Raw genomic sequence first — 21301 nt, forward strand, 5'->3', positions numbered from 1 at the left:
TATTTTTGCTTTATGTTTACTTATTCCCATTGAGCACTATCTTTTTTGATTTTACTTTCCCATCCTCGCTTTTAAAGGTGAGTTCAACAGTTGCATTTTCATCCATGGCTAATTTGTTAAAACTCCACTCGAAAGGATATTGAGCTATTTGTTGTGTTTTTTGATTACAGGTTACCGTCACCGAATAACCTTTTAAAGGCGCTGTTTCTGCAAAACCGTAAATGCTATCCCATCCAAATGGGGAACGGATACGGAATAGATAGATTTTACCCCAAGGTGCGCCTAGGTCAAATGTTTTCATCCCATCTTTAACAGGCTGATATTTAACCGCGACTGGTGCCGTTGCCAAGGGAATGGCAATGGCTTTAAAACCTTTTGCCGGGACGTTAACATCAATCTTTGCGCCGTTAAAACCGGCAGGAACAGCTTTTCCGTCATTGCTGTAAATGGTTGCCTTACCTTCTTTTTGGGCATTCGCAGCCTCGCTCCAATGTACTGCCACTTGTTGCGCACTTTCTGCTTCGGAAGAGAGCAAAATCCAGAAGTTTTGAGCTGAAACGGCCGTTACATAGTTAATTTCTGGATGCTGAACTTTTACCAAATCTTTGCGCATTCGCAAGGTCACTTCATGATCTCCAAAAACCTTCCCCTTGGCACCACCATAAATGCGGTTATTGAACCATACAAACCCTTCTTGCTTACTGTATGGGAACACTACATTTCCATTAGCACGCTGGATGGTTTCGGTAATGAGGTAATCTAGACTAAAAGCCAAATGTGGCGGAATATGGTGATAATATATAGAACTTACATCAGGACCTTTGTAAGGGAAATCAGCCGACATCGGCACATCGGTAAAGCCTGTGCTGTAGTAACCTGGATAATTTGCAAAACGACCAATAACAGCATTGCGGGCATAAATTTCGTAGATAGGTTTGTGCGCATATTGAAACAAACGCAACAAATGTGGCGCCCAACTACTCATCATCACGGGGTGAACGGTTTGTCCTTTCACCCGGGTAAAGTAGGTACTTGGCTGCTCCAAACCTAAGCCTACTGGAGAAACCAACCACTGAGGCACTTGCTTTTCCAATACATCGTCTTTTTTACGTGGAAAACCTAAGCGGTAGGGCGCATTGCCTTTCCACCAAATGCGAGTCACGCCGTCATATTTGTTGCCAGGATGTATGGTCTGTAGGCTATCCTTTACTGCAGGATAACTACGTATGCCAGCGATGGTAAAATATGCTCCGTATTCGGCTGCTTTTAAATATTTCTGTTCTTTAGTGACTTCGTACAAATCCACCAAATCCCACCAAGGTGCATAAAAAGTGGCATTATAGAAAGGAATATGGCTCAGTACTTTATCAGTGTTGTGATATATTTTATATTGTATAAAAAGATCAGCTTCTTTTTTTGCTTGTTGCAACCATTTAGATTGGCCTGTAAGTTGGTATGCCCAAAGTGATTGGTTCCATGCGTGGAAATCCGTTGAATATCCTTTGGCCATCCTTAAACTATCTTCTGGTAGGGCAATGGCTTTGATCCAAGGATTTAATTTCCCCAGCAGTTGATCTAAGCCCACGTAATAGGAAGTGGTAAACTGCGAGGTGAAAGGATTCATTTCCAAGGTTTTTCTGGTGGCGTTAAAGGCCGTAGGCACAATATCGGTAGCCCAGCGGTAGCCACTTCTCGAAAGCGTAAACTCGATGGTGGGCAACGAACGTTTCAGGTAAAAATCTTCATCGTTTTGCAAGACGGATAAGGCTATATTGGCCAAAGGCGTAGCATTTACCACGGTGGGTGCGGTAGTAGGATCGCCTTCAATGTCATAAAACCCTTTTAACTCAGGTGCCCAGCCACCAGCATTGTCATCTTTGATCAAATCAATCATGTTAAACACGGCATCTGTTAATGATGCCTGTTTTTGCTTGCGGTAATCCTTTACTTCTAATATTTCTTTAGAGACCTCATCTATCGCTGTATTCCAGTCGCCAGCGGTTAAACCCAGTGCAAATTCTCTGTCAATTAAATCGCCTGTGGCATATTTAGAATCTTTCATGCCCATTACTGGCGAAAACATGACCGCTTGTAGTTGATTGTTGTGGTTTTTAAGCGTAAAACCCGCCGGAGCATAATCTACCGAACCCCAGTCTTTTCCCAACAATGCTGTTCCCGCCGCCACATAACTGGAAGCTATTCCAGTAGGTGTTTTTGAAGAGACAATGGCTGCCGGCTGTTGCATCATCGAGGTAAGCATCATCTGTGGCCCATCGGAAACACGCTTATATTGAAACATCGGTGCCATCGACACGTTCTCCAATTCCTGCTGGCCAATAGGTTGAAAGGCGGCAACTCCCATGCTGTAATATCCTGGCTGGGCTGTTTTACAAATCAAACGTAAGCGGATATGCTGTTGTGCTGGTTGTAACGACCACAATCCTTTGATGGTAGAGCCATTACGGGTCACATACTGCACTTCTATGGTTTGAGCGTCTATCTTTTGGGCCGAAACAGGAATGGCTTCACTCAAGTTTCCTGCCTCAAAAGGATTGAAATCATCGCCTGGTTTATGCACGGCATGTTTTTCATCCTTAAAAGTAAAGTATGATTTTGGGGTCTGCGAATCCCAAGTTGGATAGTATTTGTTGTAACGGATGGCCGTTTGGTTGCTGGTTAGCAGAAAAACACTATGGTCTTCCATTTTGGTACCCATGGGTTCCTGCCATTTCCCTTGATTTTTGAAAGCGGTACGGCAAGCAATGGCTTTTTGATTAGCGCCCGCGGCCAAAAACTGCAACCGCACTAAACCGTTTTCAATTTCGGCAATTACTTTATCGTTATCATTTAACCGTATGGCCGGAACCGTAGCCTTTTTCTGCTCGGTAAATACCTGTTGCTCCAGAGGTTGTTTTTTCCAAGAAAGCAATAATTTTTTATCGAGCTTATTGGGATCTACCGAGTCATCTTGAGTAAATAAAATGGCATCGCATCGCCCATAATTGAAATTGTGCAATCTCAATAAAGCCTCCTCCTTTTTAAGGTCGATAGTACCCAGCTGCTCCCAAGCATACCCAACTTTTCCATGTCCGCCCGCTTTTTTGAATTTAGTGTCATCAACCGATAGCTGAAATAAACGAGTACGAGGTGAGGTTTCGAAATCCGGTGTGCGTATCCAAACGGTATAACGTCCGGGTTTTCCAATGCGAAGTACCGTTAAAGCATCTGAGGTATGGTCCAATTCGCCATCTAAAAACCTTAAGATATTGCCGCTAATCCCCTCTCGGTTTGCTTCGGTAAACCACTTGCCTTTAAATTGGAAATCGGTACCCAGCACCAAGCATTTCCCCTCTTGGGCAAAGACCTTAGTTACATTAAAGAACAGGCTTATAAAAATGACTAAACGTAAAGGGTTTCGGAACAAATGCATGAGCTTAAAATTTATTGGTACTTAAATGTATATACCTGTAAGCCATAGGGCGATATTTTGATCTGATCATTGGCGGCATAAGGTATTTTTGCGCCCGTGGCCGAAAAACATTGCACCGTTTCGGGCTTTAAGCGGAATTGTTGCATGAAACGTGAGGTATCCAGTTGCAGCGGACCTTCCTGGGTTTGGTTGTCATTGTTGAGTACAAAAAGATAAAATATTTGATCCTTTTTGTTGACGGCACACACATAATCCATGTTTGGATTTGGCAGCGACACCAATTGATTGACCAATACCAGATCTCCCGTTTTGTCAAAAATCTTGCCTTTCTCAAATCCAAAAGTTTTGTGCGGCCCCACTTTAGGCGTTACAAATCCGGCAGGAAAATCAATTTTACCGTTAGAACGTAAGGAAAGTTCGGCCATCAGGTAATCGGTAATCCAGCCTACCTGCCACCAGGCATGGTGCGGGAATGGACCTGCCCCCCTATTCATGGCACTCCAATAATAAGAAGCCACCCCTGTAGCTGGGTCCACAAAGGCATCTTTGCTTAACGCAGCAGTTCTGGCCATTTTTAGGTAAAGCGAGTCTTTGGTTAATTGAAATAACCTGACAAACATTCCGGCATGACTGGCCAACAAAATAGGCCCGCTGTTGTTGGCCGAACCTAAGATACCGCCATGCTCAAAGCTTAAACCTACCTGACTGATCTGCCATTCCTGAAGTTGTCTTGGTCCATTTTTTTTATTGCCAAGGTTTGGAATAGGATGCGAATAAATAGAAGTGGTATAAAATTGTGCGGTTTTAATGGCGGCCTGCTTAAAGCGTGGCGCCTTGGTGATGTCGTAAAGATCAAGCAATGCCTGGGCGCTTTGGCCGGTAGCAAAATCAGGCGCAAAACGGGCATCGCCACAAACCCCCAAAAAGTAACCTTTGTTTACCGCATTTTTGATAAACCAGTCGGCACTTTTAATGGCGGCATTTAAATATTTTTCATCTTTTAGGATTTGATAGGCGACCAACAATCCATAAAAAGTTGGCCTGTAGTCCTTCTGATCGGTAAACATAGGCTGGTAAGTGGTGTTATGATAGGCCACTTCCCAATCGCCCTGCGGTTTCATTTTTGCCAACAACCAATCGGCGGCCAAACGTATGGCCGATTTGAGCTTTTGGTTATCTTTTTCGAACAGAAAAACATTGCCCATATCCAACAGCATGTAGTAGGTAGTGGCAATAGGTTCGGTGTAAGGTCCCCACTCCTCGGTGAACCGATTGGAGTTATACAGGTAATATTGACCTGCCGCAGCGCCTTTAAAAAAACCGTTGTGGGTGTTTTGCTGTGCCAATTTAAAGTTCAGGGCATGCTGTAATCTTTTGTGCATCAAAACTGAATCCTGGGTAAGATTGGCCAACATCCACATGGCACCGTAATCGGCGTTTTTTACGGCATCCTTTTCCGACTCATATACGCCACCCAAATAATCCTGTGCGCCAATGGTAAGGCCGTTGGCATTGAACGTGCGCCAGCGGGAGGTGCTGTCTTTTTTAACGTAATCTAAAAGTTGCAGCATTCGGGCTGATAAGGATTGGTGAGTTTGTTTCAATTGCAACAGTTTATCGAATTGATAGACATCGTTAACCACGTGCTTGTAAACTTGGTACCAATCTGCCTTATTGATCGTGTACCTAAAATCAAAAGTGATGCTTTCGCCCTTTTTGAGGTAGGATTTTTTTTGCCCAAGTACCGGATGGTACAGTGTTGGGCTGAGATTTTCTTGCCTATTGATCAGCGATAAACCCAAATTCCAATTGGATTGCGTTGATTTATCGTATTCCCATGGATCACGGCCAGTTCCTGGCTCTGCGGTAACCGCCATGGTAATCCCTTGTTTATTGGTTAGTATCGAAGTAAGTGCGGCCGCTGTTCGCTCTCTTACCACCACTGGCTTGTTTGGTACACCGTGGCCATAAGCATAGGCATCCACAAAATTGGTATTGATAGCACCGCCCTGAAGTACCCCTGGAATACAAGCCCATTTAAATTCGCCCTTATCGGCTACCGCCAATTCAGGGCTTGCCACAGAATAATATCCATCTTTACTGGCAGTTAGCTTGATCGATACGCGAACATCGTTCTGGTAAACCGGATCTAATTGCCATGAGGCTTCTATTGCCCCTGCATTGGTTTGCTGTTTAAACACATATTTATGACCAATTTTTTGGTATTGATTTGGATAGAAAGAAATCACATTCCCTTCTTTATTTAAGGAAACCGCAGAAGTATTGGCCTTCCAGGTAGGGATGATGTACCGATATTCAGGTTCCGGAAACAAAATCTCCTTTCCATTATCGTCTTTCAGCGTATTCTCCATTTGAGGCTGTTCAGCACTGTAAATCAGGGTATAAGCACCATTTAAATGGCCTATGGTTTCCCAACCTTTGGCTCCCTTGACCTGCAATTGTTTAAGCTGATACCCTTTATTGGTATTTTCCCAGCCAATACGGAGCGAACTATTATTTAGTTGGGGCTTTACAGCCAATTGCGCATAGCCATGGCTAACCAGTGCCACCAAAAACAGCAACTGGATGGTTATCTTGAAGTTATTTTTATTTGGGTTAATGCTCATGGTGTAATCGTCAATTCAAATTCTTTCACTACGCTTTCCGACTTTTTCAAATTGGCATTGGTAGCCACAAAGGTGACCTTGTAAGTACCTGCTTTAGTGTACACTTTACTGAATGTCCTTAAATTTTGGGAGATGTTTTTTATGGCCTCCCCTTTATCAGGAGTGGTACTGTTTGGATCAAACTGTTTAGTTACCACCCAATCATCATCAAGCTCTGTATTGTTTCTTACGGTTAACAACTGTGCGGAGGTAATACTCCAATTGGTGGCTGGGCCACTGAAATTAAAGGCTACCCATCCGGCGGTGGCCATGGTGGCCAATACGCTTTCCTCGCCCTGTTGGTTAACCTGTTTAAGATCAAAGGAACGAATCACCCATCTGTTCTGCTGTGTTTCGGGCTTTTGTACGGTGGTTTTGTAAACTAATGCAATCGCCATTTTTTTATTCTGCGAAGCAAAGCTGGTCAAGTCAATATTTCCCGATGGAGTTTGGTCTACACCAGAAGAAAGTGTTGCCTGGCTGGTGATATCGTTCCAGGTAGCTGCTTTTACACTAATTCCATCATACTTCCCGTTAAAATCGGTAGAAACGTACAATTTGATTACCGATTGGTCTATGGGCATTAGTCCAAATTGGGCAAAGGTTTTAAAGTTTAATGAAACCTTATTTCCTTCAACAAAAGTTCGTTTCCTGAATTCATATTTACGGCCTACCTCGCCCGACCAAAACACCACGTTTTCAGCGTTTCCGCTAAAGTTAAACCTCACGGTTTCCCCCACTTTGTAAGTTGTTTTTTCTGTGCTTACTGCGAAATCGTCTTGGGGTTCCAAATCATAGGTTTTTTGGCAAGAAGTGATTGATAAGAGCAACACAAATGCTATGAATAGCTTATTCATGTGTATTGAATTTAAAGTTACCATCCTGTATTTTGTCTAATATTTGGATTAACAGCTAGTTCACTATTTGGAATAGGGAATAAAACGGCCCTGTCCGTTACACGTTGTGCCTGGGCAACTGCGGCATCTCTTAAGGCAACAGGCATGTTGGTTTGGTATTCTCTTGCCTGGGCCTGCATTACTGTAGGATAAATGCCCCAACGTACTAAATCATGCTTGCGCAGCCCTTCAAAAGCCAGTTCCCGCAAGCGCTCGTTCCTGATCAATTCATTAAAATCCTGCTGAGCCAGCCCTGCGGGAGCGTCAGCTACGGCGTCAGGCGTGGTAATGCTTTTTCCATAACCTCTTCTTCTTACCTTATTTACCGCATCGTAGGCATCAGCAGATGGCCCGTTCAAATAATTTTCGGCCTCGGCAAACATCAGCAATACATCTGAGTACCTCAATAACGGCCAATTGGTTCCGGTCATGTTTTGGTTTCTGGGTAAAACCAGTTCATATTCACGCCTCCATTTACCGTTACTTCTTTCATAGATCTGATCAGCAGCCCAATTGGTCTTGGTGGCTGTTTGTCCGCTGGTTACATACCGAAATGGTGCAACGGTCCAATCTCTTCTAAGGTCACCTGCTCCATAAGCATTGTAAAGTTTCGCGGTAGCATGCACATAATCGTAACCATAGCCTATTTCAATAATTCCGCAGGTAATACCGTTATAACTTCCTATGGTACCCGCTTCCTGGATTTCTCCTTGCCCGGTACCTTTAAACTCTACTTCCCAAAGGTTTTCTTTGATATCAAATACTTCTTTCACATGGTTGATGTAGATCAGGCTGAAATCAGGGCTTAGATCGTGCAATCCAGATTTGATGACCTTATCTGCATAAATCCTGGCATCAGCATATTTGGCTACATCATTTAACGGAAAGCCCGCCATGGTGAGGTACACCCTGGCCAATATCCCCTGTACGGTAGTTTTGGTGATCCGTGTGTTGTAGCCATAATCAGCTACCGATTTCACCAAGGTTTCCGCCTGCTTCATGTCTACCACAATACGTTCGTAAATATCCTTAACTGGTGTACCTGGGAGCGGCTCTTCCTCAGGTGTTTTGGTTGATTTGAGCTTTAATGGCACTGCGCCAAATTCATCCGTTAGCAGGAAATAATAGTAGGCCCTTAAAAAGAGTGCCTGGCCCTTGATTTCATTGCGTTTGGTTTCGTTCACCTGCACGGCCTTATCAATATTATCAAGCAGCATATTTGCCCGCTCAATACCTGTATAAAGTGCTTCCCAGTGCCTGTTCAGCTCTAGGGTCGAAGCATCTACAATGTTGGCATTCATTCCAGACATTTGGTTTTTCATGAAGAACTCATCGCTAAAAACCATATAGCAGGCCATTCCCTGGGCATACACCCTGTTGTCGCCCAAACGGTCGTAAACGCCCGCCAACGCCGATTCCAACTCGCTTTCGGTATTGTAATAATTTACGGGCGACACAAAATCCTGTGGAGTAGTGTCGAGAATTTTCGAACATGATGTGGCTCCCAGCGCCAGCACCATTGCGATATAAAATAAAACTGTTTTCATTGTAAAAACATTTATCGTTAAAAAGTTAGGTTCATACCAAGGGTGATGGTCCTGGCCCTAGGGTAAGGGCTCCAATCGAAACCTGGTGTAAGCGCCGTATGTCTAACGGAAACCTCCGGATCCAGGCCGCTATAGTTGGTAATGGTGGCTAAATTTTGCGCCGAGATGTGCACTCGTGCGGATTGTATTTTCCATTTTTTCATTAACGAAGCCGAAAAATTATATCCCAGGGAAACTGTTTTCAACCTGATAAAAGATCCGTCTTCGATATTTCTACTGGAGAATACATTTGGCCCGTAGCCGCCTGTTGTGGGCAATGTGCCATCTTGGTTATCCAATGACCACCTGTTTTCGAAAGTTTTAAACATATTCAGGTTTGACCTGGCCTCGGCACCTTCAAATACGATACGGTTAGCATTGAGGATATCATTACCGTACGACCATTGCAAAAACACGTTCAGATCAAATGCGCCATACCTAAAGTTATTGGAAAAGCCTCCAATGTGCTTTGGATTAGGATTGCCAATAATGGTTTGGTCATTGGCATCAACTACACCATCGCCATTGATATCCTTATACTTGATAAAACCGGGTTTGATGAGGGATGGGGAACTACCATTGTTAGGCACATCAAGCTTTAGCTCGTAGCCGCCCCCGGGCAAAACATTAAAATCAGACAGTTGGTATAATCCGTCGTACACATAGCCATAAAACAAGGCCACTTGTCGTCCTGGTAGCGCAATATAAGGCAATGAGTTGTTAAAGTTGGAGTTCCAGTTTGTAATCCTTGTGATCAGGCTTGGCTGGTCGCCATTAAGTTCCTTTACCACATTGGTGTTGAAGGCGATATTGAAATTTGAGGTCCAGTTAAATCGCTTTGTTTTAACATTCACCGTATTGAGGGTAAATTCAAGGCCTTTGTTTACCACTACCCCAATATTTTTAAAGGCAGTGAGGTAGCCTGTTGAAGTAGGCATTGAGGCATTCAACAATAAATCTGTAGTTCGTTTATGGTAATAATCGGTGGTTAAGCTCAACCTATTGTTCAACAAGCTGAAATCCAGCCCGATATCTAAATTACCTGTGCGCTCCCATTTGAGGTTCTCGTTGCCCACACCAACAGGTACAGTACCCTTAATATATGTTCCGTTGAAATAATAACCACTTCTGGTGTTGCCCGTATTGGCGCCAACTTCCTGATCTAAAACACTCAAATAGGCAAAATCAGATACGCGGTTATTTCCGGTTACCCCATACGACAGCCGAAGTTTGGCCGAAGAAATGGTCTTGATTTTCTTGATAAAGCTTTCCTCGCCAAGGTTCCAGGCAAATGCACCAGAAGGAAAATATCCCCACCTGTTGCTGGGAGAAAATTTTGAAGACCCATCGCTACGGAAGGATAGCGTGAAAAGATACCTGGAATTAAAGCTATAGTTTACGCGTCCCAAAAACGACACCAAGGTGGCATAAGATCCCGACATTGTTTTGGATAATATTGTGCCCTGGTCCAACCCTTTTATTCCCAACATTTCATTGGGAAGCAGGATAGATACGTAACCATCGCCTTCGGTACTGCTTCGCTGCATGGTAAATCCACCAACAGCATCTATGCGGTGTTTCTTGTTAAACGTTCGGTTAAAAGTGATTAAATTCTCATTCAACAGGTTACGGATGTTTAAATGATCTATCGAACCATTAATCCCATAATTGGCACCGTACTGGGTACGTGGGTTTCCGGCAGCGGTTTTTGAATTGTTAAAGCGCTCAAAGTTTAAATTGGTTTCCGTAAGACCGCCCTGTACCCTAAATTTAAAGTATTTGAGGAACGAATACTCCACAAACGCATTAGCCAGCAGCGATCTGTTGAACGCGTACATATACATATTGTTGGAGTTTACGATAGGGTTGATCCTTAAATCGGTATTTGATGCAACTTGTTCGTCGTCAAACGGCTGATCGATGAAGCTTTCCTCATCGCCCCTGCCGGTAATTGGGCGGTATCCCCAAACGCTGTACAATAAATACGAACTTGCGTTTCCGGCAGAGCTTGTGTTCAGATTATCGCCGGTCAAATTTGCAATTTGGCCCCTTTTGATCCCGTAAGTATAATTGGTATTTAAACCAATCCTGAAATTTTTGCCTACGTTTTGGTCAATCTGAAAACGGCCCTGGTACCGCCTGTACCCCCCGTTGATCACAATGCCGTTTTGATCCAGGAACGAACTGCTCAAGGAATATTTTGTAGCCGCAGTACCGCCTCGCAAAGAAAAATTATGGTTTTGCACAAAGGCATTCTGCAATACATGGTCTTGCCAGTTTATTCCTTCCTGATCTTTATAGGAATCCAGGGTCCTGCCATTTTGCAGGTACAGAGCGGTAGCACTTGTTTTGTTAAGCTCTAGCTGGTATTTTACAAAATGGTAAGGGCTCATCACCGCTATTTGCTTGGTAGGATATTGATAGCCCAACCAATTGTTATAGCTTACTACCGGCGGGCCGGTTTTTCCCTGCTTGGTTTTGATCATGATGACCCCATTTGCGCCCCTGGCCCCATAAATAGCCGTAGATGAAGCATCTTTCAATATTTCTATCGACTCGATGTCATCTGGATTGATGATGTTATTATCCGGATTTTCCATTGGAAATCCATCAATTACGTACAAAGGAGCATTGGATTGGGTAATAGAATTTCCACCACGGATGGTGATGTTGCTGGTACTGCCTGGCTGTCCATCGCCAGAGCCTACCTGTACGCCCGCTATCCTTCCGGCCAAGGCGTCTTCAAAAGATACTACTGGGGCCTTTTCCAGGTCTTTCATATTTACGGAACCTACCGAACCGGTAAGGTCTTTGCGCCTAACCTCTCCGTAGCCTATAATAACCACATCGTTAAGTGTTTGGCTACTAGGCAATAATTGTACAAGGTATTGGTTTTGAGCCGTTACGATTACACTTTTGGTTGTATAACCAATCATGGATACCACCAGCAAATCGCTTTCCTTGGCATTGGGGAGGCTAAACTTGCCTTGAGGATCGGCCACAACTGCAGTAGTTTTTCCTCGGATCATGATTTTTGCACCCGGCAAGGGCGCCTCGCTTTCATCTACAACAGTTCCGGTTATGGTTTTCACGGCCTGGGCCCAAATGGCCAGCGGAATTCCCAAAACCAAAAACACAGTTAAAATTAGGGTTGGTTTCATATAAATTTATATTTGGCTTACTATTTATAGCAATGGGCCTGGTGTCCCTATTGCTTTTCTGATGACCGTTACCCCACTAATTATCCAATTACGGCTCATCATATTTGCTTATCTGCGCCTCAACACCATTTCCATCTTTCTACTCCATTGGGTTGTAGCTGTTCAACCAATCGTAGAATCATACAAAATCATTTCCAGGGAAATCCCCTTATTTATTACGATAAGAACACCTGCATTATTCAATATCGGCACGCTTTCTTGGTTAAAAAATGTTGCCGACTGATAAAAGAGATCCTATTTCATACAGTTTAAAAACAAATAGTCTGGTCTGGACTGGTTTGCTTATTCAAATATAAAGCATTTTATTTCTATTAAAAAAATAAATTTACAAAAATGCGCTTACGGCGCTCTTATGCAGTGTTTATAGGAAATTAAGGCTAGACTGGTTTGGTTTGTATGGTCTATTCCTTACATTTGTTGCAAAACCAATACCTGTATGATCAACTTTCAAGGTAAAAATTCGCCTCAAAAAGGTATTCAAAGCAAATTGAAATACCAACAACTTGCTGACCACATTACCTCGCTCATTGAACTGGACCAGCTTCATATTGGCGACCAGCTGCCCTCGCTGAAGCAATTACAGCAACATTTGGGGATGAGTAAAGAAACCCTTTTGAAAGGCTTAAACGAGCTGGTAGAAAAAGGCATCATCGAATCGGTATACAGAAAGGGTTACTATGTGCGTAAAAAAGCGATCCACCACAGCTATCGTGTTTTTTTGCTTTTAGATAAGATGAATATTTTACGTGAGCAGTTTTACAGAACGCTTTTTGCGCGGCTAGAAGACAGGGCCGACATCGATATTTATTTTCATCACCATAATTATCAGGTTTTCGAAAACCTAATTAAGGAGAACCTGGGTGCTTATACGCATTATGTGATTGCCACATTTTTAAAAGAAGACGTAGCCCCTGTGCTAAATCTGATCCCTGATAAGAAACGTATCATCATTGATTTAAACGAACCGGGCTTATTGGGCAATTACAGCAGCATTTACCAAGATTATGGGCACGATATTTACCATAGCCTACATCAATTAAAAGATGAGCTGAAAAAATATAGCCGATTGATTTTGGTGGCCCACCCCGAAGCAGTGCATGCCAAATTGGTGATTGAAGGTTTTTTACGTTATTGCACCGAAATAGCACATCCTTATTTGATACAATCGGAAATTGACGAAAAAAATTTCCAAAGGGGCAATGCTTATGTAACGTTTAGCAGATACGATACAGACGACGTGATGCTGATCAAATTGGCCAGGAAAAAAAATCTTAAACTGGGTAAGGATATTGGACTGATCTCCTACAACGATTCTGACGTTAAAGAGATCTTGGAAGACGGGATTACCGTAATCTCTACCGATTTTGAAGCGATGGGCAAAACAGTGGCCCAGGCTATCCTGGAAGAAAAAGTGGTGGTAAAAAGAAATCCTACCAGGGTTATCAAGAGGTGTTCACTTTAATGCCACACCCCTATTCGTATCCTTTGTAAATCTTATAAATTCGATTCGATGGCCAGCTTCATTTTCAGCAGCCTAGCCAATAAGGGCGCTTTGCTGTTTTCATGCTTTGCAGCCTTAATCCCTTCAAAATGTGAGCTAATGAAATACTGATAATCATTCACTTTGGTAGCCGCATCCAAATATACGGGCATTTCTGGCGCTGGGGCATTTCTAAACCATTCTTCAAGCTCTTCGATTGACATGCTGCGAAGATAAAAAACCTGCCCAACATGGGCAAAAAAATTGACCGCTATCTCTTAGCTTATTGATGAAAAAGATGTATGGAATAGTGGTTCTAATCCGTTGAAAAAACCATACCGTAATAGTCCCACAATTCTGATCTTTTTAGGTGGCTTGTGCCTGATAGGTTGATCTTTTGACCGGTAACCAGGGCCAACCAAAGTTAAAAGGATATGGTTGAAATTAAGTAAACCAAGGCACGCAACTATAGCTCATTAGGTTAAAACCGAACATTGGTGCCAGACATGAAAAAACTGGTTTTAATTTCCCAAATGTGCCGCTTTTTTTAAACCATGCCGTGGCCTGCTGATAATCTTTTCGCTTGAATGCAGCAACTCCCTGATCCATTTCATGAACTGCTATTTGGACATAAGCTTGCCCCAACAGTCCAAACCAAATGATCAATATTATTTTTTCATTAGTGAATTAATTAATAACCGATTTAATTTTGTACTGCTATCTTATGCCTGGTTTGTGTTCCATCAGCATGGTTGACGATCACCATATAGGTGCCATTTGCCAATGACGGCAGTGCGATTTTTTGCGAAGGATGCACAAAACAGGCTACGGTGCGGCCCGAAATATCTACCAGGTCAACTTTAGTAATGGCAGATCCAGCCATACTAAGGGTGATGTAACTGCTCGCAGGATTTGGGAAAACCTGAACTTTTCCCTCTGCCACTGTAAACCTGGCTAGCCTTACTTCGCTGTATTCAGTGGCACCATCAAGGTCCAGCTGTTTAAGCCTATAATAATTATTTCCTGGCTGTGGATTTCGGTCTTGCCAGGCATAATGGTTTACATGGCCAGAAGTTCCATTTCCATTTACCTCGCCTACGGGAATAAAATCAAGCCCATTAACACTACGTTCTATCACGAACTTATCATTGTTAAGTTCGTTGAGTGTTTGCCAATTTAAGTTGATATAAGATTGGGTTACTTTTACGGTAAAGGTGGTAAGTTTAACCGGCAACACTACCGGAACCTGGCCACCGGCAATACCTATGGCAAAATCGGAAAAGCCGTTGATATTTCCTGCGGTTGCAGTAACCACGCCGCCAACTTGTGTTGACGTACCATTAGCGCCGAAAAACCCCCAAGCTCCTGAGGAGTTTGCCCTTTTCAACACCACATAATTTGCCGCATTGGCCACTCCATTGGTATAGCCCCGTCCTTCCAAAGTAATGGTGTAACTGCCGCTGGCCAAGGCAACATCTGGCGTAATGGTCCATATCCCTGCGTTCAATAATGCGTTTACCGATTGCCCACCCGCATTGGTGTTTGGCGATGATCCGTTGATGTTTTTGGCATAGCTTGCAGCAATCATTTGTGGACCAACAACATTGTCCAACTTCAAGTTTACAGGTGCATAACGATCAGCGGTACCAATCGGAAATACATAGTTGCCCAACCCTGTTACTTTTCTGTTTAGCACACCTCCTGAAACATAACCTGAAGCAGATCCCCCGGAGATGTTTCCGTTTACCGTAAGTGGATATATTGCGACAACGAAATTCAAATTTCCATTGGTCAAAACAAGGTCTCCATTGATGGTTCCGCCATAGGTGCTCACTGGGGCCGCGCTATTGATCTCGATAGATTGGTCTAGCGGCTGCGTGAGATATATCGTAGTCTTATCATTTTTAAATACCAATTTACCACTGCCCGTAGGTTTGATATTGTTGGCAAAAGTTCCCATAAAAGTCCCAGAAGTACTTTCGTTGATTTCTATAGCACCATTATTGACTATTCCGCCAACTGCCGAAAAATTCAGCGGCAGCTGTACCTTTGCTCCAACGGCAACCTCTAGTTTACCGCCTTGTGCATTGGCCGGTATGTTATTCGGGTAAGATGTTAGACCGCCAGGCAGCACACTTTTTTTAGTACCATCTGGAACACCATTATCCCAATTAGACGCATTGCTCCAGTTACCATCCGCTGCTGCCCCTGTCCATTTGGTCATTGCAGGCGGTGCAATCTGGTCGCCATTAAATTGTGCTACATAGAAATCTGTAGCGTAAGTTGCGCCATTTGCTGTCAAGTTTGCGGATCCAAACTTTACCGATGTACCATAAGAACCAGCTACCAGTATTTTTCCGTTGCCTGCAAAGCCGATTGCGTCAAAACTACCAGAAACATAGCTAGATCCGTTGACCTCGAAAGCGTTAGCCCAAACCACCTGTTCATTTGAAATGCTATACTTTACGATGATGCCCAGCGCAAAGGTAGATGTAGCGGGTATTCCATAAAAATAGTCGCCAAAAGAAGCCCCATGTGCCGTGCCGCCCTGGTCTAGATAAAACCCATAAACATAATTGTTCCTCACCCTAAACATTGCTCTAGTTGCTGCATAGGGCGAAACCAGACTGTGCTTGGTCACCAAACCCATTTGATCTAATTCGAAGTACCTATTGGTCAATATGGTAGTCTGAATTCCTTGGAAGGTATCGCCACCGCCACCTGAAAAAACAATATAGCTCTTTCCAGTCTCGTCAATAGTGTAACCTAGCACCACTTGTATATTGTTGATGGTTTTCACCCATCTTTTTTGTCCATTGGCATCTACAGAAGCAATAAAACTGGCCAAGCCATTGGTTGTGATGCTTTCGCCCGCGATGCTAACGGTTGCCGCCGCAGAAGTGAAGCAGGTGTAATAGATGTTGCCATTCTGATCCATAAAATCTTTGTAAACAGATGTGCTATTTGAACCCGCATTGATATTTTGTACTGTCCAGATTATAGACCCGTCAGCTTTATTAACCTTCAGTATATTCTTGGCTGTTTGATTGCTTTCCATGATTACCGGGTTGCCATCGGCAGCGATATTGACACCGCCCACTTCGAACAATGAATAAAATTTGTTCCATAGCATGTTGCCGTTGGTATCGTACTTTGCTAAAAATGCCCTACCAGATAAGGTAGGTGTATCGTCTGTTCCGCCGATGTAAATATTGCCCTCCGTATCGGTGGTGATTACTTTACTTACCTCGTTGTAACCCGTTGGCGGGGTGTGGCGTTTGAGCCATTGTACATTTCCCGAAGCATGGTATTTTGCAATGAAGATGTCGGATCCAGTAGCCGCAGACAAGCTGAACGGGCCAATGGACATTGCCGTACTGTAGAAGCGCCCCACTACAAAGACATTCCCACTGGCGTCGGTAGCAATGTCATTTGAAACGATGCCTGGCGACGAAGATGTTGTACCTGAAGCGGATGCCCACTCCCAACCAGAACCTGATTGTGCCTGTACGAGATTGCCACAGCTTATAGCAATGAGCATTAAAAGTAGATATTTCCCCATAAAAAAATGATTTAACGTGACCAACTATTTGATTGTACCACTGAAGCTGCCCTGTTCTGCCCAGGCTTCTTTTCCGCTCCCGTTAACCGCAACGAAATAAAACGTTCCTTCTACATTTTTACCATCAAACTTGGTGATGTTAAGCTCGCCTCCCCCTTTTGTTGTTGCATTGCCATTTGTGGTTTTGTAGTTAAGATTGGCATCTGATGGCTTGGTATAATCTTTGGAATAGGTGATACCAGACCCTTCCGCATTGTTATAGATGAGATTGATGCGCTCTGGCCCAGTAATTTTGTGGAGTACTACTGCGGTGATACATTCGTTGCTGCCATCTTTAATGGCAGTAATAGTAAACGAGCTTATGCCTGCCACTGTAGTTTGAACTATGCCCGCTTTAGTAGAGGTAAACTTGCCCGAAGCTGCGCCATCAACACCGTAACGTTCGGCATTAACCTTTGCACCCGTAACATCTTGTTTGGTTCCGCCATCCTTTTTACAACCCAAAAAGTACAAGCAGCTCGCCATCATGGCAACACATAAGAAATTTTTCATGATTATTAATTTTAATCTTCCAAATTTCCTCAACCTTTTTTAGGCTAACAATCGGTGAAGATGCTAAATCTTATAGGTACATATACCTATTGTAGACCATGTTTGATGGCATATTTGACCAGGCCAACCGTACTTTTACACTTACATTTCGCAAAAAGGTGTTGTCGATGATGATCTACGGTTTTCTTGCTGATGAAAAGTTTTTCGGCAATTTCTTCACTAGTCAATTCGTTAACGATAAGCACTAGCACTTCTTTTTCGCGTGGCGATAGTTGGGCTAATGCTTGGTCATCCTGTTTCTGTTTTTGGTATTGGTTATAGATAATGGGCACAATGTCTTGTGAAAAAAACGTGCCGCCATTGGTAATGCGATGTAGCGCGTTCAGCAGTTCGTCCTTGCCGGCATTTTTTAAAATATAGCCATCGGCCTCTGCCATTACCGCTTCCTTTACCGCAGTAGCATTATTGTACATAGATAATACCAGCACCTGAATATGTGGAAACTGTGTTTTTACCATTTTACATAATTCAGTACCTGATAATAAGGGCATACTGATATCTGTAATCAACAGCTGGATGTTTTCAGGTGCGGCGGAGATCGAATCTAAAGCGGCCTGTCCATTAGTGGCTTCGGCGACGATGCGGTATGCTTGGCTGTTGCCCAACATGCTTTTTATGCCATCAATCACCATCTGATGGTCATCAGCAATGATAATGTTTACGGTGGTGTTTTTCATGCTAAACAGGTATAACAATTTCTATTCTCGTGCCCATCATTGGTTTGGCCTGCACTTCCATCCTACCGCCCAAGATACGAACCCTGGTGGTGATATTCTTCCATCCCAAACCTGTACTTTCGCTAATTTTTACGGTATCAAACCCCGTTCCATCATCGCCCATAAAGATAACCATATCAGAAAAGGTCCTGAAAACTTTGAGTGTTATTTCCGTGGCCTTGGCGTGCTTTACCATGTTGCCCAACACTTCTTGAACAATACGATAGATGGAAAGTTCCTGCTGCTGACTTAAGCTCACTTCTCTGGCTTCAACCGGCACTTCAAAGATCACCTTTGTTACACCTGCAGATGCGATGCCATCACATAGCTCTTCCAAGGCATTGAACAAGCCAAAATTAAGCTGTTGAGGTATCAGATTATGAGAGATATGGCGCACTTCGGTAATGGTCCTATCTACAAGTTGCAATGTCGGGTTATTGGCCTCTACAACAGACGAAACGTTCATTTTCACCACCGACAACATCTGCCCTATGCTGTCGTGGAGGTCTCTGGCAATCCGGATACGTTCCTGTTGTTCGCCCTCGAAAACGGCCCTAGTGGCCAGCTCCTGCTGTCTAAAAATTTCGGCCTGCAAGATGTTTTCTTGTCGTAGTTTCTGTCGTTTATAATAGGAAAATGAAAACAGCCCTATTGCTATGCAGGTAAACAAAATCCCCAAGATGGCATAATTGCGCTGACGTACAGCCAAATTCCTGTTTGCAATTTCCAGTTGTTGTATTTTTGACCGCTCTTCCAACGTCTTGATGTTTTGCTGCTTTTGTTTGGCATCTAGCTGCTGGTTCCTCAGCTGCTGAGCACTGTTTTTTAACCGTAATTGGTTAATTAAAAGTGTTTGGTGCTGATGATCAATTAGCGATTGGCTTTTTTCAATTTCTAAGCTACTGCGCTGTAGTTCCAATTGCTTGATACTGTTGTCTTTGCTCAATATCGCAATCTGGTCTTCCTTTTTGGCAGTTTCATATCTAACCTCCATTTCAGATACTTTGTCCCGCATTTTCTCATCATAGATCGAATCCTTCAATTTTACATATTCATTAAAAAAATTCTCTGCCAATTGATGCTTACGCTGCATGCGGTAGATATCAGCTCTATTCGCAAAGGCATCTGCTTGCGCCAATCTATCGCCACTACGCTTGGCATACACATCGGCAGAATCGGTAAAGTATATGGCACTGTCCAAATGATCGATCTTGATATACATCGATGCCATATTGTTGAACAACAACGCGATATTGCCTTTGTTGTTGATTTTTCTGGCACTTTTCAAGGCAATGTAATAATACTTCTTGGCACTATCGATTTGGGATTTGTCTGCGTAGAACACGCCAAGGTTAATGCCTACGGTGGCCATACCTTGATGATGGCCCGCATTTCTGAAAATACCGAAAGCCTTTTGTTTCAACTCCAGTTCCTTTTCTTTATTGCCAAGCCCCTTGTAGGCTCTGGCCAAGCTAGAGGTTATATTTGCCTGTGCTAAAACATCCTTATTCGTATTGGCGAGCGAAATACCTTTTTCCAATACATTTACAGCCTTCGCAAACTGCCTCAATCGGATATACGTATTTCCCAGATTACCCAGCACGATGTAAATACCCCTAGCCTCATTTACATTTTCAAAAAAGTTCAGCGCTGCCAGATTATATTTGATTGAGGTTTCAAAATCTGATTGATAATCTGCAACTACCGCCTGCCCGAGCATCACGATCGCTTTTTTTTTATCATCGCCCTGAAGCTCAGCCTCAGCCATGGCCTCCTTGTAAACGGCCTTGGCCTCATTGTAGTTGCCCGTTTTCCAATAGTAGGATGCAATGTTGTTCAGCGCATCAAAACGGATCTTTTTCGAAAAGCTATCTTCCCGGCCCTGCGTCAATTTGATTAGTTCGCGATACTTGCCGACGGTATTGGCTTGTAACTGGGTACCGAGCTTTACGGCTTCGGCATAATTACCGGCAAACATCACCGAGTCTCGTTCGCTTAGCTTTTGTACAGAAAGGGTGCTGACTTTATGTTTTGATTGCAACTGTGCCTTGAGCGTATACGAAGGTATTAGGTTCAGGAACAAGACAAGCTTGAAAATAACACGCATTGAGATACTGTCCATTAATTTATGTTCAAGCTAAGATAGGCAAATGATATTTAGTTTTCAGTGTACAAGTTACGTTCAACAAAGTTGCGCTCTGATTTTCATAAGCGAGTTGCTGAATAGTTTGACATTTATGTATGCCAATAGGGCCTTTCCTATTATGAAAACCGGAGCGGCCATTCGGCCAAACTGCATTTACTTATACCTAGGTATTCATTTCTATTCATCATTTTCTTATGTAAGTATTTATTTTTAGTCTATCAAATGCCAGGCAAAATATGCCCTAAGCCACTCAGGCAACAAAAAATCCCTCCCAGCACTTGCCAAGAGAGATTATCAACAAAATGATAATGCTAAGATTAACCATTAAGTTGACGTGTTATGCAACAAGTAAAAGAACCCGACATCCTTATTATTACACAACAATTATTTAAGCACTCCATTCGTTAATCAAACATACGGTCATTGATCTTGGGCCATGTGCCCCCAAAACTAGCGACTGTTCTATATCAGCTGTTTTTGAGGGCCCTGCTACAAAAACACCATAACCATATGCATCCTGTCCAATTGTTTCATAAGCCTGATGCATCGTGGCAACAAAGGCTTTTACCGAAACCAATATAATTAGGTGTTGGGCAATAAATGGCAATACCCGCTGCAAGATATTTCGCTCTGGCAACCAACAGGCACCATTTTCTGCAACTGCAATATCAGCGCTTAGCACTGCCAGCGATACATTGGCTAAATGGTGTGGATTGGTATCAATAACGTTTAAACCTTCTAATTTTGACAATTCGGCTAGACTGGATAAAACACGACCTCCCTGCCCAAAATTCTCATTGATATAACTTTGAACTTCTTGCAGGTGATCTAGCTCTACAAACTTCCCACCTACATTACCAAGTGCCAATGCAAATTTGTTTGGAAGATCTTCTGCTGACTGAGGGATATTGATATCAACAAATGATATAAAATTAGGCTGATTTGCCTTTACTGCTCTTAATATGCGTGCTTTACTCGTAACCATA

The 21301-nt window shown here is 43.1% G+C and carries 12 protein-coding genes; 1 reads left to right on the forward strand and 11 read right to left on the reverse strand.

Going from position 1 to position 21301, the window contains the following annotated elements; translation table 11 throughout:
• Positions 1–16: 16 nt before the first annotated feature.
• From DUT71_RS14865 to DUT71_RS14885, 5 genes are read right to left on the reverse strand one after another with little or no spacing between them, the layout of a single operon-like run.
• Positions 17–3430, reverse strand: a complete 3414-nt coding sequence (locus DUT71_RS14865) for a hypothetical protein (RefSeq protein WP_205313957.1) — start codon at positions 3428–3430, stop codon at positions 17–19.
• A gap of 11 nt (positions 3431–3441) precedes the next feature.
• Positions 3442–6057, reverse strand: a complete 2616-nt coding sequence (locus tag DUT71_RS14870; protein ID WP_113663331.1) for a glycoside hydrolase family protein — start codon at positions 6055–6057, stop codon at positions 3442–3444.
• The gene (locus DUT71_RS14875) at positions 6054–6953 is read right to left on the reverse strand and encodes a DUF5017 domain-containing protein (protein ID WP_240186952.1); all 900 of its coding nucleotides are present in this window, start codon (positions 6951–6953) and stop codon (positions 6054–6056) included. The genes DUT71_RS14870 and DUT71_RS14875 overlap by 4 nt, the downstream gene beginning before the upstream one ends.
• Before the next feature lie 17 nt (positions 6954–6970).
• A complete protein-coding gene (locus DUT71_RS14880; protein WP_113663333.1) occupies positions 6971–8539 on the reverse strand; it encodes a RagB/SusD family nutrient uptake outer membrane protein in 1569 nt (522 codons plus the stop codon).
• A gap of 17 nt (positions 8540–8556) precedes the next feature.
• A complete protein-coding gene (locus DUT71_RS14885) occupies positions 8557–11739 on the reverse strand; it encodes a SusC/RagA family TonB-linked outer membrane protein (RefSeq protein WP_113663334.1) in 3183 nt (1060 codons plus the stop codon).
• Between the two features lie 496 nt (positions 11740–12235).
• Between DUT71_RS14885 and DUT71_RS14890 the strand changes: the two genes are divergently transcribed.
• The gene (locus tag DUT71_RS14890) at positions 12236–13261 is read left to right on the forward strand and encodes a winged helix-turn-helix domain-containing protein (RefSeq protein ID WP_113663335.1); all 1026 of its coding nucleotides are present in this window, start codon (positions 12236–12238) and stop codon (positions 13259–13261) included.
• Positions 13262–13293: 32 nt separating this feature from the next.
• On the opposite strand, the gene DUT71_RS14895 is transcribed toward DUT71_RS14890, so the two are convergent.
• The 6 genes from DUT71_RS14895 to DUT71_RS14925 form a co-directional block, all read right to left on the reverse strand.
• The gene (locus DUT71_RS14895) at positions 13294–13503 is read right to left on the reverse strand and encodes a DUF6965 family protein (RefSeq protein WP_113663336.1); all 210 of its coding nucleotides are present in this window, start codon (positions 13501–13503) and stop codon (positions 13294–13296) included.
• Positions 13504–13982: 479 nt separating this feature from the next.
• Entirely contained in the window at positions 13983–16841 is a 2859-nt protein-coding gene (locus DUT71_RS14905) for a T9SS type A sorting domain-containing protein (RefSeq protein ID WP_113663338.1), read from the reverse strand.
• Between the two features lie 24 nt (positions 16842–16865).
• Positions 16866–17393 (reverse strand): hypothetical protein, encoded by a 528-nt coding sequence (locus DUT71_RS14910; RefSeq protein ID WP_113663339.1) that lies wholly within the window; start codon positions 17391–17393, stop codon positions 16866–16868.
• Positions 17394–17479: 86 nt separating this feature from the next.
• The gene (locus DUT71_RS14915) at positions 17480–18130 is read right to left on the reverse strand and encodes a response regulator transcription factor (protein ID WP_113663340.1); all 651 of its coding nucleotides are present in this window, start codon (positions 18128–18130) and stop codon (positions 17480–17482) included.
• A gap of 1 nt (position 18131) precedes the next feature.
• Entirely contained in the window at positions 18132–20291 is a 2160-nt protein-coding gene (locus DUT71_RS14920) for a tetratricopeptide repeat-containing sensor histidine kinase (RefSeq protein WP_113663341.1), read from the reverse strand.
• Positions 20292–20703: 412 nt separating this feature from the next.
• Entirely contained in the window at positions 20704–21300 is a 597-nt protein-coding gene (locus DUT71_RS14925) for a LutC/YkgG family protein (RefSeq protein WP_113663342.1), read from the reverse strand.
• Position 21301: the final 1 nt, after the last annotated feature.

This window comes from Pedobacter nanyangensis (assembly GCF_003313505.1).
In the GTDB taxonomy this organism is placed as follows: Bacteria; Bacteroidota; Bacteroidia; order Sphingobacteriales; family Sphingobacteriaceae; genus Pedobacter; species Pedobacter nanyangensis.

What these genes read in the sequence shown, in the direction of transcription:
- DUT71_RS14865 (WP_205313957.1), bottom strand. Translation starts at nt 3,430, where the DNA reads ATGCATTTGTTCCGAAACCCTTTACGTTTAGTCATTTTTATAAGCCTG.
- DUT71_RS14870 (WP_113663331.1), bottom strand. Translation starts at nt 6,057, where the DNA reads ATGAGCATTAACCCAAATAAAAATAACTTCAAGATAACCATCCAGTTG.
- DUT71_RS14875 (WP_240186952.1), bottom strand. Translation starts at nt 6,953, where the DNA reads ATGAATAAGCTATTCATAGCATTTGTGTTGCTCTTATCAATCACTTCT.
- DUT71_RS14880 (WP_113663333.1), bottom strand. Translation starts at nt 8,539, where the DNA reads ATGAAAACAGTTTTATTTTATATCGCAATGGTGCTGGCGCTGGGAGCC.
- DUT71_RS14885 (WP_113663334.1), bottom strand. Translation starts at nt 11,739, where the DNA reads ATGAAACCAACCCTAATTTTAACTGTGTTTTTGGTTTTGGGAATTCCG.
- DUT71_RS14890 (WP_113663335.1), top strand. Translation starts at nt 12,236, where the DNA reads ATGATCAACTTTCAAGGTAAAAATTCGCCTCAAAAAGGTATTCAAAGC.
- DUT71_RS14895 (WP_113663336.1), bottom strand. Translation starts at nt 13,503, where the DNA reads ATGTCAATCGAAGAGCTTGAAGAATGGTTTAGAAATGCCCCAGCGCCA.
- DUT71_RS14905 (WP_113663338.1), bottom strand. Translation starts at nt 16,841, where the DNA reads ATGGGGAAATATCTACTTTTAATGCTCATTGCTATAAGCTGTGGCAAT.
- DUT71_RS14910 (WP_113663339.1), bottom strand. Translation starts at nt 17,393, where the DNA reads ATGAAAAATTTCTTATGTGTTGCCATGATGGCGAGCTGCTTGTACTTT.
- DUT71_RS14915 (WP_113663340.1), bottom strand. Translation starts at nt 18,130, where the DNA reads ATGAAAAACACCACCGTAAACATTATCATTGCTGATGACCATCAGATG.
- DUT71_RS14920 (WP_113663341.1), bottom strand. Translation starts at nt 20,291, where the DNA reads ATGGACAGTATCTCAATGCGTGTTATTTTCAAGCTTGTCTTGTTCCTG.
- DUT71_RS14925 (WP_113663342.1), bottom strand. Translation starts at nt 21,300, where the DNA reads ATGGTTACGAGTAAAGCACGCATATTAAGAGCAGTAAAGGCAAATCAG.